Genomic DNA, 26476 nt, shown 5'->3' on the forward strand with positions numbered 1-26476 from the left:
TCAAGACCACCGGGAGAAATGACATGAGCTACGGACAGCGAATCTACCTGCAGCGTGAGATGCCGGACCCCGAGGTGCTGGATGGTTTCCGCACCATTCCCGCCTCCAATGTGGCCGACGTGATGTCCCGCGCGGCGTCCATGAACCCGCGGATCCGGCTGGTCAGCAGCCCCAAGAACCAGGTGACCGCCGGGCCGGCCTGGACCGTGAAGTGCCGCGCCGGCGACAACCTGGCCCTGCACGCCGCGCTCACCTACTGCCACGAGGGCGACATCCTGGTGGTCTCCAATGAGGAGGATGACACCCGCGCCCTGATCGGCGAGGTGATGATGGCGCACCTGCGGTGGGGCCAGAAGGCCGGCGGCATCATCATCGACGGACCAATCCGGGACATCGACGAGATTGGCACCTGGGACTTCCCGGTCTACTGCACCGGCACCACCCCGGCCGGCCCGTACAAGGAGGGCCCCGGAGAGGTGAACGTGCCGGTGGCCTGCGGCGGGATCACGGTGCATCCCGGTGACATCATCGTCGCCGATCCCGACGGGATCACCGTCGTCCCGCGGCGCGACGGCGCACAGGTGCTGGCCGACGCCCGCGCCTTCCAGGCCAATGACGAGGCCAAGCTGGTGCTGGCCCGCAAGGGCGAGGCCAAGCGCGGCTGGGTCAAGCAGAACCTTCTGGACAAGGGTTTCGAGATCATCGACGACGTCCACCGCCCCTGAGTCACCCGACTCCAACCCACCGTGGTGGCCGCAATGATGAGGCCACCCCCTTCACTGGAGGTGTCACATGGGACCCGGTCTTGCAGCACTGCTGGTCTTCATTGCACTGATCATCGCCTGGGCCGTCGTGCTAAAGCGCAACATCACCGAGGCTGCCCTGCTCAGCCTGATCATCTTGCCCTTCTTCGGCGGCCTGGACAAGGCGTGGGGCCTGATGCTGGGCGCCGTCAAGTACGCCCTGAACTATGAGGTGCTCTTTGCCTCGATGGCCTTCGTCTTCATGTCCTTCCTGCTCCAGAACTCCAATGTGCTCACCGGAATGCTGGAGATCTTCACCCGGTTGTTCGGCCGGCTCAAGGGCGGGCCGGCCTACGCCAACACCGCCATTTCCTCGGTGCTGGGCTGCTTCTCCGGCGGCAACACTCCCAATGCCGCCACCTCCGGTGCGTTCACCGCCAACTGGCTGATGCGTTCCGGGTGGAAGAAGGAGCAGGCCGCCACCCTAATTGCTGGAAATGGTGGCCTGGGGGCGGGTTTCCCGCCGTCGGCCTCGCTCTTCCTGGTGTTGGGATTCCCGACGGTGGCCGGGGTGGTTTCCGAGGGCGGGCTCTACGTGGCGCTGTTCGTCTCCGGCCTCTACCAGGTGCTGTGGCGGGTGATCTACATCCACTACATCACCCGCAAGAACAAGATCCAGCCAATGGTGCAGCCCGACGCGGATCCGGTGGGCGTCGTCTTCCGCAAGTACGGCATCAACCTGCTGCTCTTCCTGGGCGCCATCATTCCCGTGATGCTGACCATGGGCCCCATTCCCGAGCACTTCTCGGCCCTGTCCGAGACGTGGGAGGACGCCATGGGGGCGCTCAACCTGCTGGTCTGGCTGCCGGTGCTGATGATCCTGATCATCCTGCTGCTGGACGGCAAGAATGTGGCCCGCCAGTTCACCGGCTGGGAGGACTTCATCCAGAAACTGATCCCGCACATCGCGTCGATTGGCGGGCTGCTGTTCTTCATCTTCGCCGCCTCCAATGTGATCTCCAAGCTGGGCCTGGACAAGGACGTGGTGGCGCTGCTGGACCGGATGAGCCTGTCCCCGGTGATCACCACCGTGGTGATCCTGCTGCTCCTGGCCGTGGTGGCGGGGCCGCTGTCCTCGACGGCGACGCTGACCTCGGTGGGCGTGGTGAGCCACGCGATCCTGGTGGGCGTAGGCGTTGACCCGCTGGCCGCCGCGGTGGCGCTGCTGGTGGTGGCCTCCACCGAGGGCGCCTCGCCGCCCGCGTCGGGTGCACTGTTCGTGGCCTGCGGCCTCACCGAGACCGATCCACCCAAGATCTACATGCCGCTGATCATGTGGTTCGTCCTGCCCATCACCGTGCTTGCCGGGCTGATTGCCGCCGGCTGGCTGCCGCTGCCCTGAGAGACAAGGAATCCGACATGAAGAAGTTGTTCCACGTAGTGATTGGGCTGGGAACCGCCGTGTTCTTCTTGGGCGGCCTGCTCTTTGTCCTGGGCCAGACGCTGTTCCTGGTACTGGGCAAGCCGGAGATGATCATCGCGATTGAGGACCGCGTCGACGACGTCATCTTCCCCGCGATCGCGATTGTGGGGGTGCTCTGCTACCTCTACTCGGTGATCTACCCGCAGAAGAAGAAGGAGAGCGCCGAGCAGCCAGCGTGAGGTGGTTTGATTCGACATCGACCTGATGCCCATGCCTCGGAGAGGGGCATGGGCATCAGCCTCGGTAGCTGCCTCTCATCAGCTCGGGCGCTTGATCCACTGCGCGCACAGATTCGGGTTGCGCACGCGGCTCGGGCACCCGCGCCCTTCGGTCAACAACGTCCGGCGATAGTCCCAGAAGGACTTCTCCTCGATCTGCCCTCGCCACAGGGCGATACGCAAGAGGTCCCAGGTGGTACAGACGCTGATCCGCTGCTGCGCCTGGAGGACCTCCACCCGTTTGGGAACTGACGTGTCATCAGTGACCATCAGCCCGCTCTCCTCGCGATTCAGCATGATTGCCAGCGTTTCTGACTCTCCCTCATGGCCAGCATGCGGATCCGACGACACCGATGCGAACCAGTCCAGATTGAGGTGGTAGTCATCAAACTCCGCTCTGGTGACAAGCCGAATCGGCTCACCGAAGATCTGGCTGGAGCGGAGCATTTCTGGCAGGTTCATCCGCTCAGCGCGCCGTGCACACTCCTCGGAAACCGTGCCGCACCACGTCCCCCGACCGTTGACGAGCTGTTCCAGCAAGTCCATCCGGTCGATCAAAGCAAAGTTCACCAGCACGGTGGTGTCGGGGAAGATGAGTTCAGCAGCCGTCATGACAGCAGGTTCATCAGCTTGTCGCCGTCAATCGACTCAGCTTCGGACTCCTCAACCTCCAGTGCTTCCTCGTCCACGCCGAGGACCCACGCCAGCAGCGACTTCCGCACCACGCCCGTGGCAACTCCGTCGAGGCAGGCGGTGACCACCCAGTCGGGGAAACTGCGGGTGGCGGCCTCCTTCATCCGAATGGTGATGGGGTCACCGCTGCCAGCCGACTTCCAGTTCAGGCGCAAGTAGCGCTGGGTGGTGACGTCGAGGCCAGCCAGCAGATCCTCGTCCACCGGCAGCTTCAGCCAGCCGATCCGGGTTGCCAGAGCGCTGGTCGAGACACCCCGCGCCCAGACCTGCCCGGCCACCTCTGCGGGCGTCACAGACGACCAGTCGACGGCCCGCATTTCTTCCGCTGGCAGCAGCAGCTCAGCAGCAAAGGCATTGGCCGCCGCCTCTTCCCGGTCAACGTCGTTCCGGGTGGTGCAGTCAACCTCCCGGTGCCCCAGCACCAGATGCCCCAGCTCGTGGGCCATGTCCCAGTTCTCCCGGAACCAGTTGCCGTTCTCCGGTACCGCGATGACCGCCCGGTTGCCAACGTGCAGGCTGTAGGACGTTCCCAGACCCGCGACCCTGACCACGTCGATTCCCAGATCCCGCAGTCGCTCCATGAAGGGCCGTACAAAGTCGGAGCCCAAGGCAGCACGCGCATCCTCCACATCCTGCGGGATGGTGCTCGCGGGCTGCGGAGCGACGCGCGCCGCATTGCGCAGGGCAATGCCGACATCGGCCAGGATCTGCTTGTCGTCGGCGGCACCATCATTGGTCCGCTCCCACGTGTCGCGATCCACTTGGTGACGGGCGGCCAGCACCAACCGGTTTGGGTCCGGCCGACCGGTGATCAGCTCGTGAACGTCAACCTCCAGCGCCTCCCCCAACCGGGCAAGCTCCAAGGCAGAGAAGCCTCGCTTGCCGTGCAAGGCGCGCGAAAAGGCATCCTCCGCTATGCCCACCTTCGCAGCGATCTGCCGACGGGTGACACCTTCCGGGATTGCCTTGGCGACGCGCTCGCCGATGGTCTCGTTCATGCACCCACCCTACGCCAAACTTGTGAATATCCCAAGTTCATTGCTATCGACTCACCCAACCGCAGGCTCGTCCAGAGCCAACGGGCTCATCCTCGCTGCGATGTTCGCGCTGGGCACCCGGTCAGAGTCCGCCGACCTAGGGCGACCGCCGCACCGCCGACGAGGGACTCCCCCGCTGCCAGTCCTTGATGCTTGGCTCGTGATCCACAGGTTGCCGAGAAGCACCGAAACGAGCCGAAGCCTGGCGTAGGTTGTGGGACAGGTGCTTTGGCTGCATAACAAGGAGGTCGGCATGGCTCTGCAGGAGATTGAGTTCACGTCGCTGAACGGGCGCGACACCATTCAGGCACGGGTGTACACGCGATCCGTCCAATGCCAAGGCCGTTGCACTACCACGATGCTCCATCCATCCCATTAGTTAGATGCAGCTCGTTGGCGATACCACAGCCCGGACCCTGCCACAGCCTGCAACAGGCAGCGTCTAGAAACTAGAATTACGGGTTCCAATTCTTGGAATTCCACGTTCAAGCGAGAGGGATTCATGCCAGATAAAAACGTTCACGATTCACCACTCAGCCAAGACAGCCATAAGCCAGAATTGGTGAGACATCTGGCGAATCATCTAGGAGAACGGGGCAAGGCAGTGCGCCACCCAGATCATCCTTTACTGATGCGTGGACCTGACCTACTGGCCGCCATCAGGGGCGAACTACTTGCAATCTACGTATACTCATCCTTGGGGCTGGGGCCAGAAAATCCAAGCGAGTACGGCCGAATCATCCTCGGCCATCTAGCTCTCCCCATGCACGCGAAATTCATTCTAGCAACCACGCGAATCATAGATGACGTGAGCGTCAGCCTATTCGATGAAGTATGGCTCCTTGGAGACGACGAGGCCTTCCCCAGGAGAATGGCTGGTGACTTTCCTAGAGTGGCAGCGCACCTAGGACCACTACGTGAAGCCCATCACAGACGCTTTCTCTCTCGCGGGGCTGAGGCCAATTCAGATCGCGTAACTACATCACAAGCCATCTCCCTCGAGATGGGAAACCTCCGCCTCCCCTCCTTCGTAAATGTCGACAACGGTCAACTCTACGCTGGCATCAGTTCCACCGACGAGATAGCCATTTCCCGTAGAGTAGCGAGCCTCTCCTGGGTCGCCAGCGTAAATGACTTCTCCTCGAACCCCAGCGCACTCGCCGACATAGCCACGATGATTAAGCGCGGAGACGCCCGCTTGGCAAGGCATCACCTCCGAGCCACATTCACAGAAGTCCCAACTGGATTCGACCCCTACAAGCCATTACGAGCAGCCGAGTTTGCAGGCTACTGCGTTCACTCACAGCAATGGGGAGCTAACAATGCCTAGGTCCATGAAAAACCGAATAAACACGCTTCATATTCTAATCTCAACTAGCCAGACCTTGGCAAGCGCTCCATTTCTCAATGAGATCACCGGAGAAATGAACAGCCTAAAGAATCTCCCCGGTGACAAGCGCCCAGAAGACCGACTCCTAAAGGTTCTTTATACCACCAGATTCCTTGATTCATCCTTGGCACAGGTGATCCAGGTGCGCGGCTGGGATTCAAACGGTACCTGCCACAGTCTGGGCGACTACCTCAAGAGACTTAAGCGAGTATCTGTTCTCACCGAAGATCAGAAGAACCATTACATGCAGCAAGTCACGAACAAGCGGAATGTTTATATGCATCGAGCGAGCGCCACCCCAAGCCCGACGGAGGCTGAGGCAATCTTGTCTGAAATGCATAGCTGTATTACAGAGGTACTAAACAGCCATCTTGTACCGTGAGCCCAGAACGGGACGGCACCTGACCCATTTGAGCCCGGCGTTTCAAACCGTTCAACAACATCACCACCGCGTACTAACCAAAGCGTCAAGTCACCTCTCTGGGCCCTCCCTGACTTAGTAGACACCTGAGATAGCGAGATCTGGGGATTCCGTCGAAAGGTGCCGACATGGAGAGCAGAAGTGGCGGTCGTACACGCCGAGCCTGAGTTGAACCTCTTTAGTGGCTCTTTACAGAAGATCTCAGGGCACTAAAGAGGTCCAACTCCGGTCCAACTATCCGATCCGAGGCGAGGCAGTGCAGGAACTTCCATCCCCCACGGAACCTAGCCCCCCTGTCCGAACCTAGGTCTCGTACCCGTCCTACCCCCCCCAGTCTGTGAAGAGCCAAGCAATCTCCCGGAAGATCATCACCCACGGGGACCCAACACTCTGATCTGATCTGATCTCAATTGCAACCTCAGATCAGAAGGATGGCCTAGGAGAAATCAGCCACCAGATTGAACAAGGCAATCTATCACCTCGGATCCCAGACTCCACCGCCGAAGAATTTTTGACCTAGCGTCAACCGAGTGATCGGCCTCCCTCTATTCAGATCCATCCTTCGCCAGATCCAAAAATCCCGAACGACGTACAACCCAGTGATGCCATAGGAAAAGAAGAGCGCGGCAAACAGTACGAAGACGGAACAGAAACAGGTTCGCCAAGACCCTTGGAGTCCCAACCACGTGACGACCGCTAGGCCGAGAAGGGAAAAACCTCCCACCAGAACAACAACGGAACGGCCGCGGGTTTTGGAATACTTCCATTCAGTGCGAGCTATGGCATGATGCAGATTGCTTTCCGCTTGCTTTCCGCTTGAGCCTCTAGCGCATCTGCCAGTCTGCCGACAGCTTGATTTACACCCGATTTTGACGCCCTTGATCGAATCTGATCAGCCCTGGTCAGCGAACTCTCATGATTCTCTAGATCGAGAAGAAACCTTCGATCATCCGAGAGGTTCATCTTCTTCCAGAGAGATCTGATTAACGTTCCCAATCCCAACGTTCCCATGAACGCGAAAACTGAACTTAATATCAGTGTCGACTGTTGGATAAGCGCGGTAAAATCAGACATATCCCCACACATCCATGAGACGTCGACCACAATTCCAATTCACAGTAAATTCCTCCCCAAGAAACAGATCTCCATATCCACCAGAGAAATACTGAGTTTATTGCACCAAGGCTTCAAAAGTACACAGCGTTTAGCGAAAGGAATCCCAGTCCGGCGTCGCGAAGCCGTGCAGCACAACATATCGGAGCCGCCCAGGGGAGTCGAACCCCTGACCTACGCATTACGAGTGCGTTGCTCTACCAACTGAGCTAGGGCGGCGCGCCCGCCGGAGCGGACCAGAGAACTATAGCCGGTCCGGCTCCCCGGGCGCGAACGAGGCCGGCCGCCACCCGTGCGGCCGGCCTCACGGAACTTGTCAGCCCCTTGTGCCAACCTGGTCGCTATGAGTGAGTCAGCCGTCCAGCCGGGCCTGTACGAGACGCTGGTGACGCGCGCGCTCGCCTCCCAGCTCGACGGCCTGAATCAGTCCAAGCTCCAGGCCGAGCTCAAGGACGTCGATCCCGCCGACCAGCCGGAAGTCCTGGCCCGGCATCTCGCGGCGGCTCTCCGTCGTCGCCTGCCCAAGAACCCCGACGAACGCATCACCGTCGTCAATCAACTCCTGAGCCTCCTGCAGGCCCCGGAGGACGAGCCCATCGCACCGATCCGCCAGCTCCTGCGCGTCAGCCCGGAGCCGGGTCCGGGTACCCGGGCCGTCACCGAGCGCCGGCCCAACACTCCCCTCTCCGAGGTCGCGCTCCTCACCAACGCCCCTGGTGAACCCGGATTGGGTCACGAGCTACGGGCGGAACTCGCGTCGGCGGACAGCGTCGACCTGCTGTGTGCCTTCGTCCAGTGGCACGGCCTGCGCTTCCTGGAAGCGGAACTGGCTGACGCTCGGGACCGTGGCGTGCCCATCCGCGTCGTCACCACCACCTACATCGGCGGCACGGAGCGGCGCGCGTTGGACCGGCTGGTGCAGGACTTCGGCGCCGAGATCCGCGTCCAGTACGACGCCCGGGTCACCCGGCTGCACGCCAAAGCCTGGCTCTTCCGCCGTAACACAGGCTTCCACACCGCCTACGTCGGCTCCTCGAACCTGTCGCGGGCCGCTCTCGTCGACGGCGCGGAGTGGAATGTCCGGCTCTCGTCGGCCACCACCGGGCACCTGCTGGACAAGTTCGCCGCCACCTTTGACTCCTACTGGAACAGCGACCAGTTCGAGCCCTACCTGCCCGGTCAGGACGCAGAGCGGCTGGATCGCTGCCTGAACGAGGCCAAGGGCATCCGCGCCGGCACCCGAGAGAGCCTGATCTCGGGTCTGGAGGTCCGCCCCTATCCGTACCAGCAGGCCATCCTGGACGCCTTGGCCAGTGAGCGCGGCGCTCATGACCGGCACCGCAATCTGATCGTCGCGGCCACCGGAACGGGCAAGACGGTGATGGCGGCGCTCGACTATCGCTCACTCTGCGATGGCAGCACCCGCCCGCGGCTGCTCTTCGTCGCCCACCGCCGCGAAATCCTGATCCAGTCCCTGCGCACTTATCGCGAGGTGCTCGCCGACGGCAGCTTTGGCGAACTGTTCGTCGACGGCAACCGCCCGGAGAAGTGGAGCCACGTCTTTGCCAGCATCCAGTCGCTGAGCAGCTACGGACCCGAGAAGATCCCCGCCGAGGCCTTCGACGTCGTCGTGGTCGATGAGTTCCACCACGCCGAAGCCGCCACCTACAAGCGGCTGCTGAATCACCTGCAGCCCAAAGAGCTCTTGGGCCTGACCGCCACCCCGGAACGCGGCGACGGGATGGACGTCCGCACCTTCTTCGACGGCCGAGTCGCCGCCGAACTGCGCGTGTGGGACGCCGTCCAGCAGGGGCTGCTGGCGCCCTTCCACTACTTCGGGATCAGCGACGGCGTGGACCTCACCCACGTCAACTGGCGCCAGGGCCGCTACGACATCGGCGAGCTGGAGAAGATCTACACCGGCAGCGACGCCCGGGCGCGCTTGGTGCTGCAACAGCTGCGCGACAAGGTGATTGACCCGTCGAGCATGAAGGCGATCGGCTTCTGCGTCAGTGTGAAGCACGCCGAGTTCATGGCCGATGCCTTCCGCCGAGCCGGACTGAACGCGACCGCGCTGAGCGGCATGTCCCGTAGGGAGGAGCGCGACGCCGCCATCAAGCGGCTGCGCGCGGGCGAACTGTGCATCATCTTCACCGTTGACATCTTCAACGAAGGCGTGGACATCCCCGAGGTGGACACGATCCTGCTGCTGCGGCCCACCGAATCACCGACGATCTTCCTGCAGCAGCTGGGCCGCGGTCTACGCACCTGCCCCGGCAAGGACGTGCTGACAGTCTTGGACTTCGTCGCGCAGCACCGCAAGGAATACCGGCTGGACCTGCGCTTCCGCGCGCTGACGGGGCATCGCGGCAAGGAGCTGGAAAAGCAGGTGGATCAGGGCTTCCCGCTGCTCCCGTCGGGTTGCCAGATTGTGCTGGACCGGGTTGCGCAGAAGACGGTTCTGGAGAACCTCAAGAACAACCTGCAAATGCGCTGGCCACAGCTCGTCGGGGAACTGCGCGCCGACCCCACCGATTCCCTGCGCACCTTCCTGGACGAGCACCAGCTGGAACTGTCCCAGGTGATCCGGCCCAGTGCCGATCGCAGTTGGACGCATCTCCGGGCGCTGGCCGGACTGGTGCCCGCCCTCAGCCCGCTGGAGTCCAAGCTGTTGCGACGCGTTCGGGCGGTCACGCATGTGGATGATCCCGTACGCGCCAACGCCTACCAGCGGCTCTTGGCCGGAGAGCCCATGAGCGACGAGCGGCTGGCGCGGATGCTGTTCTGGACCCTGTGGCCCGACGGTGGTGGTTTCCGTTCGCCGGAGGAGGGGCTGGCCAGCCTGGCTTCCCACCCGCTGGCCGCCGACGAGTTCCGGCAAGTGGTGGACCTGGCCTTCGACTCCACGTCGCGGATGACCGTGGAGTTGGCCGGACCCTTGGCCGGTCTGCCGCTGCGTCCACACGCCAGCTACACCCGCGAGGAGGTCCTGGCCGGGCTGGGCCATGCGCGGATCGGGCGGCCACCGTCGCAATTCCGCGAGGGTGTGCTGTTCACCGAGGTGGACGGGCAACCCATCGATGCCTTCTTCATCACCCTCAAGAAGTCAGAGGCGGACTACTCCCCCAGCACCCTCTACCGCGACTACCCGATCAGCCGCAGCCTGTTCCACTGGGAATCCCAGTCGACCACCTCGGTTGCTTCCAAGACCGGCCAGCGCTACCTCACCGGCGGCAGCACCCCGCTGCTGTTCATGCGTCAACAGCGCGACGCTGAGTTCGGCACGGCGCCCTATGTCTTCCTGGGCGACGCGCGCTACGTCTCCCACACCGGGGACCGGCCGATCGCGATCACCTGGAAGCTGCGGGTGCCGATGCCGGCCGACCTGTTTGCCGCGACGACGATCGCGCAGTAGCAACCCACGTACGACGGCAGGTCAGCCAACCTTCTTGGGGACCCTTTCATCCGTCGAACCCGACTTGGTCACGAAACGTCCGGTTCCGGTTGAGCGCTTGGTCCACAGTTCCTTGTCGGCACCGGGCAACGTGGCCAGAATGGCCGCTGCCTTCCGCTGCTCGCTCTCGGTGTAGCGCCCCGTGGTGGTGCTACGCACCGTCCTGTTCGTCGCCATCGGTCACCTCCCTGGTGACCTCCATCAAGTCTGCATCATCGTCGGATGCTTGCACAGGCTCGTTCTCCCACACTGCCTCTCGCCGATCTCCTCCAGCGACAGACCGGCCGCCCGATAGGTCGCCACACGTCGCAACCGATCCACGTCAGCCATCTCGTACAACCGGTAGCCGGCCGGCGAACTCCCCGAGGGGCTAGCCAGACCGATCCGGTCCCAGTGGTGCAGGGTCCTGACCGTGACGCCCACGCGCGCCGCGACCACGCCGACGGTGATGCCCCCTTGAGCCATGAACCCATTGTCACTCACCGGGGCGTGACGATTCCCACCTGGGCAAGGCCTTCCGCCTCGGCACTGCCCGGGCACCAACGGCTTGGCTGCGACGTCAGGGTCAAGACCTCATGCAGGGCCTTGCGGAGCGCCCCCACCCATGCTTGAATATCACTAAATGATATGTCGTTCAGTGATATTCAAGGAGGTGTGTGATGGCTCGTAGCTCCGGCTTCGAGAGTGGGGAGCTGCCTGACTCGGCGCTGCACATCGCGCTGGCCCTCACCCGGCCCCGCCACGGCTATGCCGTCATGCAGTACCTGGCCGAGCAGAGTGACGGCAGCCTCACCATCGGCCCAGCCTCGCTCTACACCACGCTCAAGAAGCTCGTCGCAGCCGGGCTGATCGACGAACTCGACGGCGATGACTCCCGTCGCGTCTACCAGCTCAACGACATCGGCCGGGAGGTCCTGGCCCGCAACATCGCCCGCCGTCGACAACTTCTCGCGATGGCCGACCGCATCTTGGAGGAAGCATGACCACCACCCGCACCGGCCACGGACTGGCGGTGAGCCCGGAGAAGGACATGGCGATGTTCGCCACCATGGCCCGACGGGGCAAGCACCTCAGTGGTGTGAGCCCGCTAGCCCATGGGTTCACCTTCACCGACGGCCCCGCCGAGGAGCTCGTCTTTGACCTGGCCTATGAGAAGGATCCGACGCCGGACTACTTCGACATCTTCAGCGCGGCCGGGTGGAGCCACGTGCTGTCCGTGGGCAATGCCCACATCTTCAAAGCGGCCCCCGGGACCCCTCCGCTGCACCTGGGCACGGACTCCAAGCGCGACGAACTGATCCGCAACCGAAACCGGTACGCGCTCTACACCGCCATTGCCCTGGCAGTCCTGCTCCTTGTCGGCCTGGTGGTGCGGAACTCGTCGTGGAACGTCGGGGTCAAGGCACCCTTGATCACGGTCGCGATCATCCCCGTCGTGTACACGGCAGTGCCCCTGCTGGGCTACCTGAACGGCTTGCGCAAGCTCGGACGCTGAGGCTCCTTTACCCTGACGACCGGCGGTGCACGGGGCGCCTAGCCGGGAGACCTCCGGGCAGTATCGAGCGTGCACCTTGCACCCTGGAGGATCACTGGGCGGCCGCTGGAGCGGGTGCCCAGTGCAGCTCCGGGGTGCAAGGTAGCCGGGATGGTGTGTATACACACCCCCATACACACCGGATTTGAGAGGTGTCTTGGGAGCGCTCGCCCTGACCCCTCGACAGGCTCGGGGATCGGGGTCCGGTTCAGCCCTTGACCACGGCGGCGATCGCCCGGGCGACGTACTCCACGTTCTCCTCGTTGAGCCCGGCGACGCAGATCCGGCCGTCGTCGGTACCGTAGACGCCGTGATCCTCACGCAGGCGCACCATCTGCTCCACGTTCAAGCCGGAGTAGCTGAACATGCCGTTCTGGTGCAGCACAAAGTCCATGCTGTCGACGCCGGCCGCCCGGAGCCCGTCGACCAGTTCCTCGCGCATGGTGCGGATCCGGGAGCGCATCCCCGCCAGCTCCGCCTCCCAGCTGGCGCGCAGCTCCGGATCACCCAGCACGGTGGTCACCACGGCCGCGCCGTGCGTCGGCGGGCAGGAGTAGTTGGTGCGGATCACCTTGCACAGCTGGGAATGCACCCGCTTGGCCTCGTCGGCGTCGCGGCACACCACCGAGAGCCCACCAACCCGCTCCCCATACAGCCCGAAGTTCTTGCTGAACGAGTTCCCGACGAAGAAGCGCTGCCCGGTGGCGACGAAGGTGTCCACCGCCACTCGATCCTGCTCCAGCCCCTGCCAGAAACCCTGGTAGGCCATGTCCAGGAAGGCGACTGCGCCCACCTGCTGGATTGCCTCGGCCACCCGTCGCCACTGCTCGGGGTCCAGGTCATAGCCCGTCGGGTTGTGGCAGCAGGCGTGCAGCACCACCACGGTCCCCGGCTCCAGCCCCGCCAGGTCCTGCAGCATCCCGTCGATGTCCACCCGATGGTTGACGGCGTGGTAGTAGCGGTACCTGCCAATCTGGTAGCCCGCTCCGCCGAAGATGGCGGCATGGTTGGCCCACGACGGGTCGCTCAGCACGACGCGGTTGGCGCCGAGCAGCTGATGCAGGAAGTCTGCGCCCTCCTTCAGGGCGCCGGAACCACCCAGGGTCTGGACGGTGGCGATCCGCTCCAGTAGGCCCTCGACAGGCTCGGGGACCGTGACTGGGTTTCCGAAGACGAGCTCCTGGATCAGCGGAACCAGCTCCGGGCTGCCGCCCATCGGGAGGTAGCCGTGCGGCGCCTGTTGCTGGGCCAACCGCACCTCCGCCTCGCCAACCGCCTCGGGCAGGGGAAGCCGCCCCAGCTCGTCGAGGTAGATTCCCACGCCCAGGTTCACCTTCTGCGGCCGAGGGTCGGCACGGAAGAGGTCATTCAGGCCAAAGATCGGGTCGCCGGGGTAGAACTCAAGGTCCTCGAAGGTTGCCATGCAGGCACGTTACCGTGAGTCCTGCGGGTGGCTCCGACGAGCTCACCCACCGTTCGAGAGGAGAACCATGGCACGCGTGATCCACACCGGTCAGGCGCTGGTGGACGTGGTGGTGGAGATCCCCGCCCTGCCCCGGCGCGGCGACAACTCCATGGCCACCAGCTATGCCCGCTATGCCGGCGGCGCCACCAACATCCTGGTCGCGAGCGCCCGCACCGGCGCGACGAGCGTGCACGCCGGCGCCCACGGCAAGGGCCCCAATGGTGACCTGATCCGCCAGGCCATGGCCGCCGAAGGGATCCAGGTCAGCTCCCCCATCGTCGACGAGATCGACACCGGCATCTGCTTCGTGATGATCGAGCCTTCCGCGGAACGCACCTTCGTCACGACGATGGGTGCCGAGCGCCTGATCAGCGTCGAATCCCTGAACACCTGCAGCCCACAGCCCGGGGACCTGGTGCACGTCACCGGCTACTCGCTGGCGGTGCGCAGCACCCGTCGCCCCCTGCTGGAATGGCTGGAATCCCTGCCACACGGGGTGATCGTCCTCCTGGACCCGGGCGCCGCCTTCACCACCCTCCCCGCCCCCATCCGGCAGCGCATGCTGGCGCTCACCACGGTGTGGACCTCCAATGGCGACGAGGCCTACCAGCTCACCATGGAGCGCGACATGCAGCTGGCCGCCAAGGAAGCCGCCGAGGTGCTGCCCGAGGGCGCGATCGCCATCATCCGCGACGGGCGCGACGGTTGCGCCGTGCACGTCGACGGCCAGACCCACCTGGTGCCCGGCTACCCGCAAAAGCCCGTCGACACCAACGGCGCCGGGGACTGCCACACCGGTGTGCTGTCCGCCGAATACCTGCTCAGCGGTGACTGGGTGGAGTCGGCCCGACGCGCCAATGCCGCCGCCGCGCTCAAGGTGACCCGACGGGGCCCGGCCACCGCCCCGACCCGCGCCGAGGTGGACGCCTTCCTGGCCGACTGGGAAGCCAAACACTGATCCCCGGGGTGGAGGGGCCTCGACAGGCTCGGCCACCATGGCCACGCCCCTACCCACGCTCGGCGATCCCGACTCAGCAGGTGGTGACTCAGCAGGTGGTCTGGTCGGCCGGAACCTTGCCGTCGTTCACATAGCCCTTGACCGCATCCTTGACGCACTGGTTGCCCAGCTGGAAGGCCGAATGCCCGGCGCCCTTCCAGGTGAGCAGCACGCCGGACTCCAGTTGGTCGGCCATCCAGACCGCCTGCTGGTACGGGGTTGCGGGGTCACCCGTCGCCCCCAGCACCAAAATCGGCGCGGCCCCCTTGCCCACCAGCTTCAACTGCTCCGATGGCTTGGCGCTCCAGTAGACGCACTGCATGTTGGGGCCGAAGATGGGCCCCAGGATCGGGGTCTTCTTGTTCTCCTCGGGCCATTCCGCCCGGGCCCCCTTGGCGCCGGGATCCTCGCTGTCCTTGCAGGCAATCGCGGGGAAGGAGTAGGTCATGGAGCCATAGGAACCGTCGGCGGACCGGCCATTCATAAGGTCGGCGGTCTCCAGCAACTTGGATCCGTCGCCCTTGCGCGCAGCCTGCAACGCCTCGGTCAGGGAGGGGTAGGCAAGGCTCCCGGAGTACAGGTAGGTGATGGCGCCGGTCACCCCCAGCGACTGGGTCAGCTTGCGGCCCGCGACGGTGAGCGGCTGGGCGTCCAGTGTGGTGAAGAGCCCGGTGACCGCGTCCACCACCTGCTGCTGGCTGGTGCCCAGGCCACACTTCGACGTGACGCACCAGTCGGCGTAAGCCTTCAACGCCTTCTCGAAACCCATCGTCTGGGTCACCGACTCGTCGGTGGTGATGTTCACCGCGCTGTCCAGCACCATCCGCCCCACCCGCTGCGGATACAGCTCCGCGTACATCGACCCGATGTAGGTGCCGTAGCTCACCCCCAGATAGGTCAGCTTCTCGTCACCGGTCAGGGAACGCAGGTAGTCCAGGTCCCGCACATTGTCGATGGTGGAGACGTGGTCCAGCAGCGCCCCGGAACGCTCCCGGCACTGCTTGGCGAAGTCCTTGCCCATGGCCTCCGCCTGGGCCCATTCGGCCTCGTCATCGGGCGACGGGTCGCTGGCCAGGTAGGCGTCGGTCTGCTGGTTGCTGCCGCAGACCACCGGCGTCGACTCCCCGCTGCCCCGGGGATCCCAGCCGACGATGTCATAGCCGGGGAAGGCCTCGCCCTCGAAGCCGTCCACCATCTCCTGCCCAGACCCACCCGGACCGCCCGGATTGATGAACAGCGTCCCCTTCTTCTGGCCCTGCGCCGGGCGGCGCTTCATCGCCAGCGTGATGGCCTGGCCGTCGGGACGGTCCCAGTCCAGGGGCACCAGCACGGTGGCGCACTCGAAGACGCCGCAACCCTTCCAGGTGAGCTTCTGGTCAAGGTAGCGCTGCCGGCCCTGCCCCGCTGGGGCTTGGGCAAAGCCTTCCGGCGTCGCGTCGGAGACGACGGTGGTGCGGTCCGGCGAGGTGTATTTGGACTGCTTCTGGTGTGCCGACGCGTCGAAACCGGCCACATCCTGCGACGTGGTCTTGACCTCGGGCCCCTGGTCCACCGGGCCCTGCTGCGCGGACGGGCCGGCCGAGGCACCGGCCGCGGGGCTGTCCGATGCGGAGGTCTCCGCCGACGGACTGGCTGCCGGGCCGTTGGGGGTGCAGGCCACCAGCAGCGCCGCGGTGGCCAGCGCCGCCAGCCGATGGGGAAGACGTCGGGTACTCATGCTGGCTCCTGTCCGGTGGGTGGCTTGCGGCCGGCGAATCCGGCGCGCTTCTTGTGTCGCGGTTTGCGTTTGTCCCGGGGCTTGCCAGAACCGGGATCGTCGGAATTCGGTGCGTCGGTTGCCCCTGCGATGGGCCCAGCGAACGGGGCGGGCGTCGGGCCCGTGTGACGTGCCCCTTCGACCGGCTCAGGGACCGAGAGTTCTCCCGGCGTGGCGGCCAACTCCTCGTCGCGTTGCCGTCGACGTTGGGATGTGGGGCACACCTCCACCAACGGGCAACGGGTCACCTCGCCCTGTCGGTTGCGGACCGTGACGCTCTGGGTGGGCACCGAGTGCCCGATCACGACACCCTCGCCGATCGGGCTGTCCACCCGATCCCCCACCGCCGGGGCCTCCTTCTTGAAGTCGGCGTAGAGCGGGTGCTCGTACTTCAGGCAGCACATCAACTTGCCGCACTGCCCCTGGATGGCCAGCGGATTGGGCGAGAGGTCCTGCACCTTGGCCAGCCGCAGCCCCACCGGCTCGAAGTTGGTCAGGAAGGTGGAGCAGCACAGGTCACGGCCGCAGGAGCCGATCCCGCCGCTGATCCGGGTGGCATCCCGGGAGGCCACCTGCCGCAGGTCGATCCGGGCGTGGATGGTGCGCGCCAGGTCAGAGATCAGGGCTCGGAAGTCCACCCGGCCGGGCGCGGTGAAGTAGATGGCGGCCATCACGTCGAAGTCCTCGGAGCGATCAATCCAGTCCACTCCCACCACCTTCATCGGCAGGCCGTGCTGCGCGATCAGCGCCTTGGCGACGGACGTCGCCTCCGCCCGGTGTCGGCGGTTCTCCTCGTCGCGACGAAGATCCGCGTCGCTGGCCCGGCCGGCGCACATCGGCAGCCCGACGAGCTTCTGGCTGTCCACGAACTCAGGTGCCCAGACCACCTGCGCCACCTCCGGCCCGTGGTCGGTGGGGTACAGCACCTTCTCCCCCACCCGCCACTGCTGCTCCCCGGGGTCCAGGTAGTGCAGCTGACCATGGGTCTCGAAGGTCACCGCCATCACACGTGCCATGGGGCAAGACTAGAGGCTTGCCGAAAAGGGGCGCGAAACTGGCCTCGACAAGCTCGGCCACCGTGGCTGCCTTGCTGCACAGCGCCCGGCCCGGCACCCCCGCTGGGGTACCGGGCCGGGTGTCGGCGCTGCGGGTCAGGCGGTGGGTTCCCTCATCTCGGCAATGCCGCGGTCAACCGAACCGCGCTCCTCCTTGATCCGCTGGATCAGGCCCTCAGAGCGCTCGATCGAGCCGAGCAGCGCCACCAACGCACCCTTCTCCCCGGCGGGCAGGGACTTGGTGTCGATCACTCGCCAGCGCAGCTCGTCGATGCTCTGCTCCTTGTGGTGACCGGCGGGCAGCCGGGACTCGCCATCGGTGGGCACGACGATGTCGGTCATCCGCCGGTCCAGCCGCTCCAGCGCCTCCTCCAGGAAGACCTGGCTGGCGGGGCTGAACTCCTCGCGCTTCACCCGTCGGGCAATCTGGTGCAGCTGCTCGGTCAGGGAGCTGGTGAAGTCCACCTCCTCGATCAGGCTGGCCACCAGGTCCATCTGGTCCCGGTTCAGGTCCTCGTGGAAGAGGTGCGCGGAGTAGGCGCGGATCTCCCGGGAGAGCGAGTCGGCGGCCTCGGCGTGCTCGCCGATCTCCTTGGGGGCATCCGGCTTGCCGCGGGCGATGTCCAGGAAGATCGAGCCGGCCACCAGCGAACGCTGGATCTCGGACTGCACGGCGGGCACGGCCTTGTTGTAGTCGTCGCGGACCTTCTGGTCCAGGAAGCGCGGCACCGAGTAGTCCTCGACGTCGTCCCGGTCCGCACCCACGCGGGAGAGCACCCGCTCGAAGGTGCCGACGAAGGGGAACATGATCATCACATTGAAGATGTTGAACACGATGGAGAACAGACCGACCGCCACCGGGACCATCGGGAAGGTCTCCTGCCCGTCGACCATCACGGCCCGGCCCGGGTCGATGTTGAACAGCCCCAGCCCCCAGGCCAGCAGCTTGATGGCCGGGAAGAAGAGCGCCAGCACCACCATCACACCGATGAAGTTGAACACGATGTGGGCGTAGGCGGTGCGCTTGGCGTTCTTGGACAGGTTCAGCGACGCGATCCAGGAGGTGATGGTGGTGCCCAGATCAGCACCGATCGCGAAGGCGATGGCGGTCTGCCAGGGCAGCACACCGGAGGCGCCCAGACCCATCACGATGCCGATGGTGGCCGACGAGGAGTGGATCATGGCGGTGATCAGGGCGGCGATCAGGGCGCAGGAGACCACGCCGATGAAGTTGGAGGAATCCAGCTTCTGCAGGACGGCCATCACCTCGGGCATGTTGCGCAGCGGCTTGAGGCCACCGGTCATCAGGTTCAGGCCGTAGAAGATCAGGCTGAAGCCCATGGCGGCCAGCGCCATGTTGCGGGTCTTGTCCTTGCGGGAGAAGCAGTAGACGCAGGCGAAGATGCCGCTGAACAACAAGCCGATCGGTCCAAGTGGTAGCGCGATCAGACCATTGCCCAGCGTGGTACCGATGTTGGCGCCCATGATCACGCTAATCGCGGAGCGTAGGGACAGCACGCCGGCATTCACCAGGCCGACGGTCATCACCGTCATGGCGGTGGAGGACTGGATGACACCGGTGATGACGGTGCCGGCCATCAGGCCCTTGATCGGGGTGCCGGCGATCTTGGCCAACCACTCCCGCATCTTGTTGACCGACAGCGCCTGGATGCCGCTGTCCATGAATTCCAGGCCGAGCAGGAAGATGCCCAGCCCGCCCACGACGGGGACCAGAATTTCCTTGAAGAGATCCACTTCCATGGCGATACGTCCTAAGCAGTTGGGAACCAGAGGTTCTGGGGGGGGCTGTGTCAGTTGGTGGCGGGAGCGTGCGGGAAGGTCTCGGCGACGTACTTGCTGACCTCGGCGGCGCCCTCGGCGGGCAGCGGGAGGTAGCCCAGCTTGCTGGCAGAGGAGTCGAACTTGTTGATCACGTACATCAGGTAGGCCAGGCTGCGCTTGCCGTCGGTCTTCTGCTGCGGCTCACGCTTCAGCGCGACGTAGATGGGCACGGTCAGCGGATAGGCACCCTTGGCGTCGGGCTTGGCGGCCAGCTTGGTGAAGTGGTCGGTCGACGCCCAGTCGGTGCCCTTCAGCGCGGCGGCCATCCCGGCGGCATCCGGGGCGATGAACTCGTCGGCGCCATTCCTGACCTGCGCCACCTGCAAACCGGCGGACTTGGCCTGGCCGGGTTCCGCATAGGTCAGCGCACCCTTAGTCTGCTTGACCAGACCGATCACGCCACCAGAGCGCTCCTCGGCCTTGCCGACGCCCTCGGGCCAGGTGATCTGCGCACCGGAGCCGGGGCCGTCCTTCCACGCCGGGACCTCCCGGGTCAGCCACTTGGTCAGGCCCTCGGTGGAGCCGGAGCCGTCGGAGCGGTGTACCGGGGTGATCGGCAGGTTGGGCAGGGTGACGCCCGGGTTCAGCGCGGCAAGCTGCTTGTCATTCCAGCTGGTGATCTTGCCCAGGTAGATGTTGGCGACGATCTGTGCGTCGAGCTTCAGCGGCTTGCCGCCCAGGTCCAGGTCATGCACCAGCGCGATGGAGCCGGCGGCAATGGGGAACTGGCCCAGCTTCTTGCTGTCGATGGTGTCCAGGGTCAGCGGGTAGTCGCTGACGGCGAAGTCCACCTCCGGGTCGTCCAAGCGCATGATCCCGCCCAGCGAGCCGACCGGCTCATAGCTGAAGCCGCTGCCGTCCATCACCCAGTCACCCCCGGTCTGGTCCGGGCGTTCCGGGTTGTCCGCGGAGAAAGCATTGCGGTAGGTGATGGCCGAGCGGTCGATCAGCGGGGCGGCCAGGGTGGAGCCGGCGCCACGGATCTGCGAGTCCTGCCCGCGGTTCCACACCAGGCCCAGCACCAACAGGGCGGCCAGTGCGGCAATGAACAGCGGCATGATCAGCCGACGACGCCGGGCGTCGTCGGTCTTGAGAACGGGCACTCCGTTGTCAGGCGAACCGAGCACGGTGAACTCCTCTTGCGTGGGGGGCCTGCAGGCCATCGAAAGGGGTGAACATGACGCCCGCCCGGGCAGCGCATGACCAACCGGTGAACAGTTCAACCTCGGGGATGGGCTGCCAGGCCGGCCGCGGAGTTTCTTGGACAAGTGACCGTCGCCAAAAGTGGCAGGAATCCGGACACAGAAATCGATTGGCACGTGCAAAATCTCGAAATCCTGCCACTTTTGGCGGGGAGGGTTCCGGGCTGGCCCCGCAGGGTGCGGGCGCGAGACGGTGGCGGGGTTTGGGCGCGCTTTCGGCGCAGGGCGAACAGCTTGGCGGCGGATCACCGCCTTGCGGGTGTGGCGCCGTCGGCGGGTCTTTGCTGAGAATCGACAATGAGCACTTCCAAGAGCAAGAAGAGCACGACGCAGCGTCCCACCGCGGCGGCACCAACCCGCAGCAGCCGCGCCAAGCTGAACCGGATCCCCAGTCAGGCCCAGGAGTGGCCGGGCAGCACCGACGCCCTCACCCCGCGGCCGGACCACGGCGAGAAGTCCTGGACTGCCCGCGGCCGGCTGGCGGGCAAGCGGGCCTTGGTCACCGGCGGCGATTCCGGGATCGGCCGGGCGGTGGCCACCATCTTCGCCCAGGAGGGCGCCGAGGTGATGATCGTCGCGCTGCCCGAGGAGGCCGAAGACGCGAAGGCCACCAAGCGCTCCATCAAGGAACTGGGCGGGACCTGCCACGTGGTGAAGGCCAACCTGCGCACGGCCAAGGCAAACCAGCGGGTGGTGGCGCGCGCCGTGGAGAAGATGGGCGGGATCGACGTGCTGGTGGCCAATGCGGCCTACCAGATGACCCACCCCGAGCTCGCCGAATTCCCGGACGGCCAGGTGGAGCGCACCTTCGAGACGAATGTCTTCAGCCCCTTCTGGCTGGTCAAGGCGGCCGAGCCGCACCTGTCCGAGGGTGATTCGGTGATCCTGACGACCTCCGTGCAGGCCTACTCCCCCTCCGAGCCGTTGCTGGACTATGCCGCCTCCAAGGCCGCGCTGACCAACATGGCGGTGAACCTGGCCAGCCAGCTGGGCCCGAAGGGGATCCGGGTGAATGCGGTGGCCCCGGGCCCGATCTGGACCCCGCTCATCCCGTCGACCATGTCCATGGCCAAGGTGGGCGGTTTCGGCTCCGACACGCCACTGGGCCGCGCCGGGCATCCCGTCGAGGTGGCCGCGGCCTACGTCTTCCTGGCCAGCGACGAGGCCAGCTATGTCTCCGGCACCGTGCTGGGCGTGACCGGCGGCAAGCCGGTCTTCTGACCCGCGGCCCGCACCCCACTGAGAACAGATGCAGAACGGGGGGGTCGACGCAATAGTTGCGTCGACCCCCCGTTCTGCATCTGTTCTCAGCGGCGGGCATCAGACCTTCATCGTGTTGCGACGCCGATTGGCGCTGATCTGGCCGTCGATGGCCCACCGGCCCGCGCCAGGCCAGGGGAGCCAGCGGGCCAACACAACATATGCGGCAGGTCACTTGTCCAAGTGCCCAAAGAGGGGCTTGGACAACTGACCTGCCGCACTTGCTGTGGAAGGGCTCAGACACCCCATCCCCGGACCCGGCCGGAGTCTGCCGATCGGGACGTCTGGACACGCTCGGCCGCGGGGCCGAGGCCCTGCTGCATGCCACCCCGACACCGTCGCGTCGTCCAATGCCCCGAGAGAACAAGAGGGCCTCGCACCTGAGCGGTGCGGGGCCCTCTTGTCGCGTAGAGGATCAGACCTTCATCTTGTTGCGACGCCGATTGGCGCTGATCTGGCCGTCGATGGCCCACCGGCCGGCCCCGACGCAGAAGAACAGGATGCCGACCGCGGCCAGCAGCAGCTCCAGCTCACCGGTGAAGCCCGCCTTGCCGGCCTCGAAGGGGTTGCCGGACTTCCACTGCACCAGCGCCAGGGCGCCGATGGTGATGGCGGCCACGCCCAGCCCGGCCACGCGGGTCAGCAGGCCGAAGACCAGCGCGACACCGGCCAGCACCTCGGCGATGCCCATCCCCCACGCCAGGTACTGCGGGCTGGGCAGGCCCAGACTCTGCACGAAGGCCTGCGTCTGGGAGATGTCGCTGAGCTTCTGGTAGCCGTGGATGCCCATGATCCCGCCCGTCACCAGCCGCAGCAGGAAGAGGCCCAGGGAGGGCAGGAACTTGTGGGTGGTGGGCTTGGGGACCTCGGGCCGCACCGGATCCGGTCCGTCGTCGACGCGCACCCGGCCAAGCGCCCGGTCACGCTCGGCACGCTGGTGGGCGCGCAGCTCGTCCTCGTTCAGGATCTGGGTGGCCTCGGTGGAGCCACCGGTGGGGCGGTTGTCGAAGCTGTTGCTGGTCACGGGAGTGCCCTTCGTTTGGGGAAGCGCGTCGGGGCGCCGGAAGACCTTTCCATGGTGGCATTCCCGGACGCCTCCCGCGGGCCGGACACGCGTCGAATGGTTCAGCCCGTGGCGCACAGCGCGGGGTGGTCGACGGGAGCGGTGGCCGGGTGGGTCAGCCGTTCTCGGCCAGGTTGAGCAGCAGCGCCTCCATGGCCAACAGGGGCGCCACATTGGTCTCCAAGGCCTCCCGGCAGGCGATGATCGCGTCGATGTGCCGCAGGGTGCGCTCCGGGGTGGAGCCGCGGGCGGCCCGCTCCAGCTGCGGCCGCAGCTGGCCATTGATCAGATGGGCACCGCCGTCGGCCGGGACACCCGGATGCAATTCCTGGGCGGAACTCGGCGGCTGGATGGCCCGGGTCTGCAGCGCCAGGACGTCGCGGTAGAAGGTGGTCAGCTCGGTCAGCACCCGGTCCAGGGCGTCGCGCTGGATCCGCTTGGCCCGGGCCTTCTGCTGCTCCTCCAGCTCCTTCAGGGCGGCATTGGCATTGCGTGGTCGGGCCCCCTTGGTGCCGAAGCCCAGGGCTTCCTCCAGCTCGGCCCGCTCCTTGGCGTCGGTCTCGGCGGTGGCCTTCGTGGCCTCCTCCGCGGCGGCCTTCACCAGATTGTCCGCGGCGGTCAGGCAGGCACCGGTGCTGGTCAGCCGGCCCGGGATCAGCAGCACCTCGTGCCGCCGGTTGCGCGCCTCCTCATTGCGGGCCAGCGCCCGGGCCCGTCCGATGTGCCCCTGCGCCGCGCGAGCAGCGTGCGCGGCCAGGGCCGGATCCACCCCGTCGCGCCACTGCAACAGCTCCGCCACCGCGGCGTCGCTGGGGGTGGACAGCGCCAGCTTGCGGCACCGGGAGCGGATGGTGACCACCACGTCATCGGCGGTGGGCGCGCACAGGATCCAGACCGTCTTGGGGGCCGGCTCCTCGATAGCCTTCAGCAGGGCGTCGCCGCCGCGGTCGGTCACCCGGTCCGCGTCCTCCACGACGATCACCTGGTGCCGCCCCATGGTGGGGCTCATCGCGGCCCGACGGACCAGTTCGCGCACCTCGTCGACGCCGATGCTCAGCTTCTCCGTGCGCACCAGGGTGACGTCCGGATGAGCCCCAGACAGGCTGGTGCGGCACTCATTGCACTGCCCGCAGCCGCCCCGGGGGCACTGCAGCGCGGCCGCGAAGGCGCGCGCGGCATTGGACCGGCCGGAGCCTGGAGGGCCGGTCACCAGCCAGGCGTGGGTCATGGCATGCGCGTCACCGGCCACGGCACGCTTGAGCACCGCGACGGCCTTGGCCTGGCCCACCAGCTCCGACCACAGGTCGGGCGGGGCGCTGGCTTGCTGTGCTGGGGTCACGACTCCACCGTGCCAGAGGGGTCTGACAGTTTTCGAGCCAGCTCCCCCGGGGTGGGGATGGTGGGGGTGGCCGGCGTGGCATCGGATGGGGCCTCGACAGGCTCGGCCACCGGGGTCGAGTTGACCTCAACCCCAAGCTCCGCGGCCTCGACGGGCTCGGCCACCATGGACGAGTTGGCCACAACCCCCGACTCCGCGGCCTCGACCGGCTCGGCCATGGACGAGTTGGCCACAACCCCCAACTCCGCGACCTCGACGGGCTCGGCCATGGACGAGTTGGCCACAACCCCCAACTCCGCGACCTCGACGGGCTCGGCCACCATGGACGAGTTGGCCTCGGCCACCGGGGTTGGGGCAGGCGTCGCGGTCAGCAGTTCGGTGACGCGCTGGCGCACCCGTCGGGCAATGGAATCCACCGAGTCCCGGGCGGGCAGCACCAGATAGTGCTCCGGGTCACGCTCGGCTAACCGGAGGAAGCCCTGGCGCACCCGTCGGTGGAAGTCCTCGCCCGCACTCTCGATCCGGTCCTTGTCCGCAATCCGGTTGACCGCCTGGGAGGGATCCACGTCCAGCAGCACCGTCAGGTCCGGCCGCAGGCTTTGGGTGGCCCACCGGGCGATGGTCTCCACATCATCCGGCGGCAGGGAACGGCCCGCCGCCTGATAGGCAATGGTGGAGTCCACGTAGCGGTCACAGACCACCACCTCGCCCCGGTCCAGCGCCGGTTGCACCACCTCCACCACGTGTTGCGCCTTGTCAGCGATGTAGAGCAGGCATTCCGCGCGGGCGGTGATGTCGCCGGAGTCGGGGCTGAGCACCAGCCGTCGGATCTGGGCCCCCAGCCAGGAATCGCCCGGCTCGTGCGTGACCAGGTGCGGCGTCCGCTGCTGCTTCAGCCACGACGCCAGCTGGCGGACCTGGGTGGACTTGCCGGCCGAATCACCACCCTCGAAGACGACGAACAGGCCGGTCACGTCAGCTTCCCCTTCTTCCTCAGCCTGCGCATCCGCTGCTCCAGGTCCGGCCACTCGTCGATGAAGACCCGACGGGCAGCCGCGCACTCCTGGCGTCGACGCTCGAACCGCCTCCCCTCCTGGAAGGCGGTCACCACGTCCCAGTCAAGGTCAATCGACGGTTCGGCGACGCTGGGGGGCATCTGCGCCAGCTGCAGCCGGTCGATCACCTCGTCCAGCGCCTGCTCCATCTTGCGCGCCTTCTTGCCGAAGAGCAGTTGGTTGGTGTGCGCCAGGGCGGTCATCTGCTGCGCCGACGCCAGCGTCGCGGCCCAGCGGTGGTCCGGCGAGGCCAACGTGAGGGAACGTGCCCGGTCGAACAGAATGGTGGCGCTGGCCACCACCTGCTGCATCAGCACCGCCAGGGCCTGCTGCTGGGACAGGTCGCCCAGCTTGGGGGCCCGCACCCCCAGCACCAGCGAATCCAGCACGTCGAAATACTCGTCGCCCAGCTGGTGGATGGTGCGTGAGGCCAGCTCCTGCAGCACTAGATCCAGTTCCTGCTCGACCACGGAGCGCCAGGACGGCTCCAGCGCAAAGGCCAGACTGCGTACCTCGCTGCGCAGCTCGGCCAGCTCAGAACGCAGCAGGTCCATGTCGGTGCTCTGCCCGCTGCGCAGGGTCAGGTCGGCGCGCATCACCGCGTCGAGCCGACGGGCGAACAGCCAGCTGACAAAGCCCTCCAGGGTGGCGTCGTCGTCCCGCTCGAAGGGCCCGCGGAAGTCGGTCAACCCGGTGGCCGGGGCGCCGATGCGCTCCACCAGCGTCGGGAAGCGATCCACCTGGGTGCCGCCGATGGCCAGCACGGACTCCAGCACGAAGCGGCGCTGCTCCCGCGTCATGGCCTCCTGCGGCTCGAAGGTCAGCTCGCGGTGCCGCGCGGTGGTCAGTCCGCCGCGACGAATGGTGATCTGCTCGTCGCGCAGCTTGGCCAGGGTCTGTCCGTCGTCGTCCACCAACAGCCACTCATTGCGCTCATTGGTCACCGCGGCAACCGGGCCGAGCGCGGCGCTGCGTCGGAAGGGGCGGACCAGGCTGGCGAACTCCTCCGGCAGGTCACCGGCGGCGCCCAACGGTTCGTGCCGGTCCACGGGCAGCCACGGGCCCCAGCCGGGGGCGTCCAGGTACCACTCGCCCAGCCCGCCGGTCACCCGGTGCGCCAGCACGATCCCGGCCCGCAGCAGCCGGTGGTCCGGGGTGTCCAGCAGGGTGGTGTCGACGGTGAAGGAACGCTTCTGGCGATGCGTGGCGTGGCAGATCCCCAGCTCCGCATGCACCAGGATCGGGTCGCTCATGGCGAAGGGCATCTCGAACCGCAGGCTGCGCTGCTTCTTGGCCATGGCTGCTGCTCCCTTGGGGTGATCGGGCGTGTTCCCACCCTAGTGGCTGGCCGGTGCG

Annotated in this window: 21 protein-coding genes, 1 tRNA gene and 1 pseudogene; 9 read left to right on the top strand and 14 right to left on the bottom strand. The window is 66.0% G+C overall.

The features are described from left to right. Positions 1-23: 23 nt before the first annotated feature. From AAEX60_RS10210 to AAEX60_RS10220, 3 genes are all read left to right on the top strand, one after another. On the top strand, positions 24-725 hold the full coding sequence (locus AAEX60_RS10210) for an RraA family protein (RefSeq protein ID WP_342103240.1): 702 nt from the start codon (positions 24-26) through the stop codon (positions 723-725). Positions 726-792: 67 nt separating this feature from the next. After that, positions 793-2145, top strand: a complete 1353-nt coding sequence (locus tag AAEX60_RS10215) for a TRAP transporter large permease subunit (RefSeq protein ID WP_342103242.1) — start codon at positions 793-795, stop codon at positions 2143-2145. Positions 2146-2162: 17 nt separating this feature from the next. After that, on the top strand, positions 2163-2405 hold the full coding sequence (locus AAEX60_RS10220; RefSeq protein WP_342103244.1) for a hypothetical protein: 243 nt from the start codon (positions 2163-2165) through the stop codon (positions 2403-2405). A 78-nt stretch (positions 2406-2483) separates the two neighbouring features. On the opposite strand, the gene AAEX60_RS10225 is transcribed toward AAEX60_RS10220, so the two are convergent. Further along, positions 2484-3056: a hypothetical protein gene (locus AAEX60_RS10225; protein ID WP_342103246.1), complete on the bottom strand. Its 573-nt coding sequence runs from the start codon at positions 3054-3056 to the stop codon at positions 2484-2486. Further along, the gene (locus AAEX60_RS10230; protein ID WP_342103247.1) at positions 3053-4135 is read right to left on the bottom strand and encodes a helix-turn-helix domain-containing protein; all 1083 of its coding nucleotides are present in this window, start codon (positions 4133-4135) and stop codon (positions 3053-3055) included. The genes AAEX60_RS10225 and AAEX60_RS10230 overlap by 4 nt, the downstream gene beginning before the upstream one ends. Positions 4136-4805: 670 nt before the next feature. Between AAEX60_RS10230 and AAEX60_RS10235 the strand changes: the two genes are divergently transcribed. Further along, positions 4806-5504, top strand: a complete 699-nt coding sequence (locus tag AAEX60_RS10235; protein ID WP_342103249.1) for a hypothetical protein — start codon at positions 4806-4808, stop codon at positions 5502-5504. 1740 nt (positions 5505-7244) lie between these two features. Here the strand turns inward: AAEX60_RS10235 and AAEX60_RS10240 are convergent. After that, positions 7245-7317 (bottom strand) — tRNA-Thr (locus AAEX60_RS10240). Positions 7318-7441: 124 nt separating this feature from the next. Between AAEX60_RS10240 and AAEX60_RS10245 the strand changes: the two genes are divergently transcribed. Beyond that, complete coding sequence (locus tag AAEX60_RS10245; protein WP_342103250.1) at positions 7442-10513, top strand: DUF3427 domain-containing protein; 3072 nt, start codon at positions 7442-7444, stop codon at positions 10511-10513. 21 nt (positions 10514-10534) lie between these two features. Here the strand turns inward: AAEX60_RS10245 and AAEX60_RS10250 are convergent, their stop codons facing one another. Both AAEX60_RS10250 and AAEX60_RS10255 read right to left on the bottom strand, forming a co-directional pair. Next, complete coding sequence (locus AAEX60_RS10250) at positions 10535-10729, bottom strand: hypothetical protein (RefSeq protein WP_342103251.1); 195 nt, start codon at positions 10727-10729, stop codon at positions 10535-10537. A 24-nt stretch (positions 10730-10753) separates the two neighbouring features. After that, positions 10754-11017, bottom strand: a complete 264-nt coding sequence (locus tag AAEX60_RS10255) for a MerR family transcriptional regulator (RefSeq protein WP_342103252.1) — start codon at positions 11015-11017, stop codon at positions 10754-10756. Between the two features lie 194 nt (positions 11018-11211). On the opposite strand from AAEX60_RS10255, the gene AAEX60_RS10260 reads away from it, so the two are divergent. After that, positions 11212-11535, top strand: a complete 324-nt coding sequence (locus AAEX60_RS10260) for a PadR family transcriptional regulator (RefSeq protein ID WP_342103254.1) — start codon at positions 11212-11214, stop codon at positions 11533-11535. After that, positions 11532-12047: a DUF2812 domain-containing protein gene (locus AAEX60_RS10265; RefSeq protein WP_342103257.1), complete on the top strand. Its 516-nt coding sequence runs from the start codon at positions 11532-11534 to the stop codon at positions 12045-12047. Before AAEX60_RS10260 ends, AAEX60_RS10265 begins: the two co-directional genes overlap by 4 nt. Before the next feature lie 247 nt (positions 12048-12294). Here AAEX60_RS10265 and AAEX60_RS10270 read toward each other — a convergent pair whose 3' ends face one another. Next, positions 12295-13509, bottom strand: a complete 1215-nt coding sequence (locus AAEX60_RS10270; protein WP_342103258.1) for an amino acid aminotransferase — start codon at positions 13507-13509, stop codon at positions 12295-12297. A 67-nt stretch (positions 13510-13576) separates the two neighbouring features. Between AAEX60_RS10270 and AAEX60_RS10275 the strand changes: the two genes are divergently transcribed. After that, positions 13577-14509: a PfkB family carbohydrate kinase gene (locus AAEX60_RS10275; RefSeq protein WP_342103260.1), complete on the top strand. Its 933-nt coding sequence runs from the start codon at positions 13577-13579 to the stop codon at positions 14507-14509. Between the two features lie 88 nt (positions 14510-14597). Here the strand turns inward: AAEX60_RS10275 and AAEX60_RS10280 are convergent, their stop codons facing one another. The 4 genes from AAEX60_RS10280 to pstS all read right to left on the bottom strand — a co-directional run bounded on the left by AAEX60_RS10280 (position 14598) and on the right by pstS (position 20328). Next, positions 14598-16265, bottom strand: coding sequence for an alpha/beta hydrolase (locus AAEX60_RS10280; RefSeq protein ID WP_342103263.1), 1668 nt, complete (start codon positions 16263-16265; stop codon positions 14598-14600). After that, on the bottom strand, positions 16262-17320 hold the full coding sequence (gene ricT, locus AAEX60_RS10285) for a PSP1 domain-containing protein (RefSeq protein ID WP_342103264.1): 1059 nt from the start codon (positions 17318-17320) through the stop codon (positions 16262-16264). Before ricT ends, AAEX60_RS10280 begins: the two co-directional genes overlap by 4 nt. A gap of 135 nt (positions 17321-17455) precedes the next feature. Next, a complete protein-coding gene (locus tag AAEX60_RS10290; RefSeq protein ID WP_342103265.1) occupies positions 17456-19120 on the bottom strand; it encodes a Na/Pi cotransporter family protein in 1665 nt (554 codons plus the stop codon). Positions 19121-19170: 50 nt separating this feature from the next. After that, positions 19171-20328 (bottom strand): phosphate ABC transporter substrate-binding protein PstS, encoded by a 1158-nt coding sequence (gene pstS / locus AAEX60_RS10295; protein WP_342103266.1) that lies wholly within the window; start codon positions 20326-20328, stop codon positions 19171-19173. Positions 20329-20700: 372 nt separating this feature from the next. Here pstS and AAEX60_RS10300 point away from each other — a divergent pair, with 372 nt between their 5' ends. After that, positions 20701-21624, top strand: a complete 924-nt coding sequence (locus AAEX60_RS10300) for an SDR family oxidoreductase (protein WP_342103267.1) — start codon at positions 20701-20703, stop codon at positions 21622-21624. Positions 21625-22078: 454 nt separating this feature from the next. On the opposite strand, the gene AAEX60_RS10305 is transcribed toward AAEX60_RS10300, so the two are convergent. The 4 genes and pseudogenes from AAEX60_RS10305 to AAEX60_RS10320 form a co-directional block, all read right to left on the bottom strand. Next, positions 22079-22687 carry a DoxX family protein gene (locus tag AAEX60_RS10305; protein WP_342103268.1) on the bottom strand — a complete coding sequence of 203 codons (609 nt, stop codon included), beginning with the start codon at positions 22685-22687 and terminating at the stop codon, positions 22079-22081. A 154-nt stretch (positions 22688-22841) separates the two neighbouring features. Further along, positions 22842-24065, bottom strand: coding sequence for a DNA polymerase III subunit delta' (locus AAEX60_RS10310; RefSeq protein ID WP_342103269.1), 1224 nt, complete (start codon positions 24063-24065; stop codon positions 22842-22844). A gap of 368 nt (positions 24066-24433) precedes the next feature. Then, positions 24434-25093: pseudogene (tmk, locus tag AAEX60_RS10315) on the bottom strand (dTMP kinase); the annotation flags it as partial. After that, the gene (locus tag AAEX60_RS10320; RefSeq protein ID WP_342103271.1) at positions 25036-26418 is read right to left on the bottom strand and encodes a hypothetical protein; all 1383 of its coding nucleotides are present in this window, start codon (positions 26416-26418) and stop codon (positions 25036-25038) included. The pseudogene tmk and the gene AAEX60_RS10320, both read right to left, overlap by 58 nt. Positions 26419-26476 lie beyond the last annotated feature (58 nt).

Source organism: Luteococcus sp. H101 (assembly GCF_038433155.1).
In the GTDB taxonomy this organism is placed as follows: Bacteria; Actinomycetota; Actinomycetes; order Propionibacteriales; family Propionibacteriaceae; genus Luteococcus.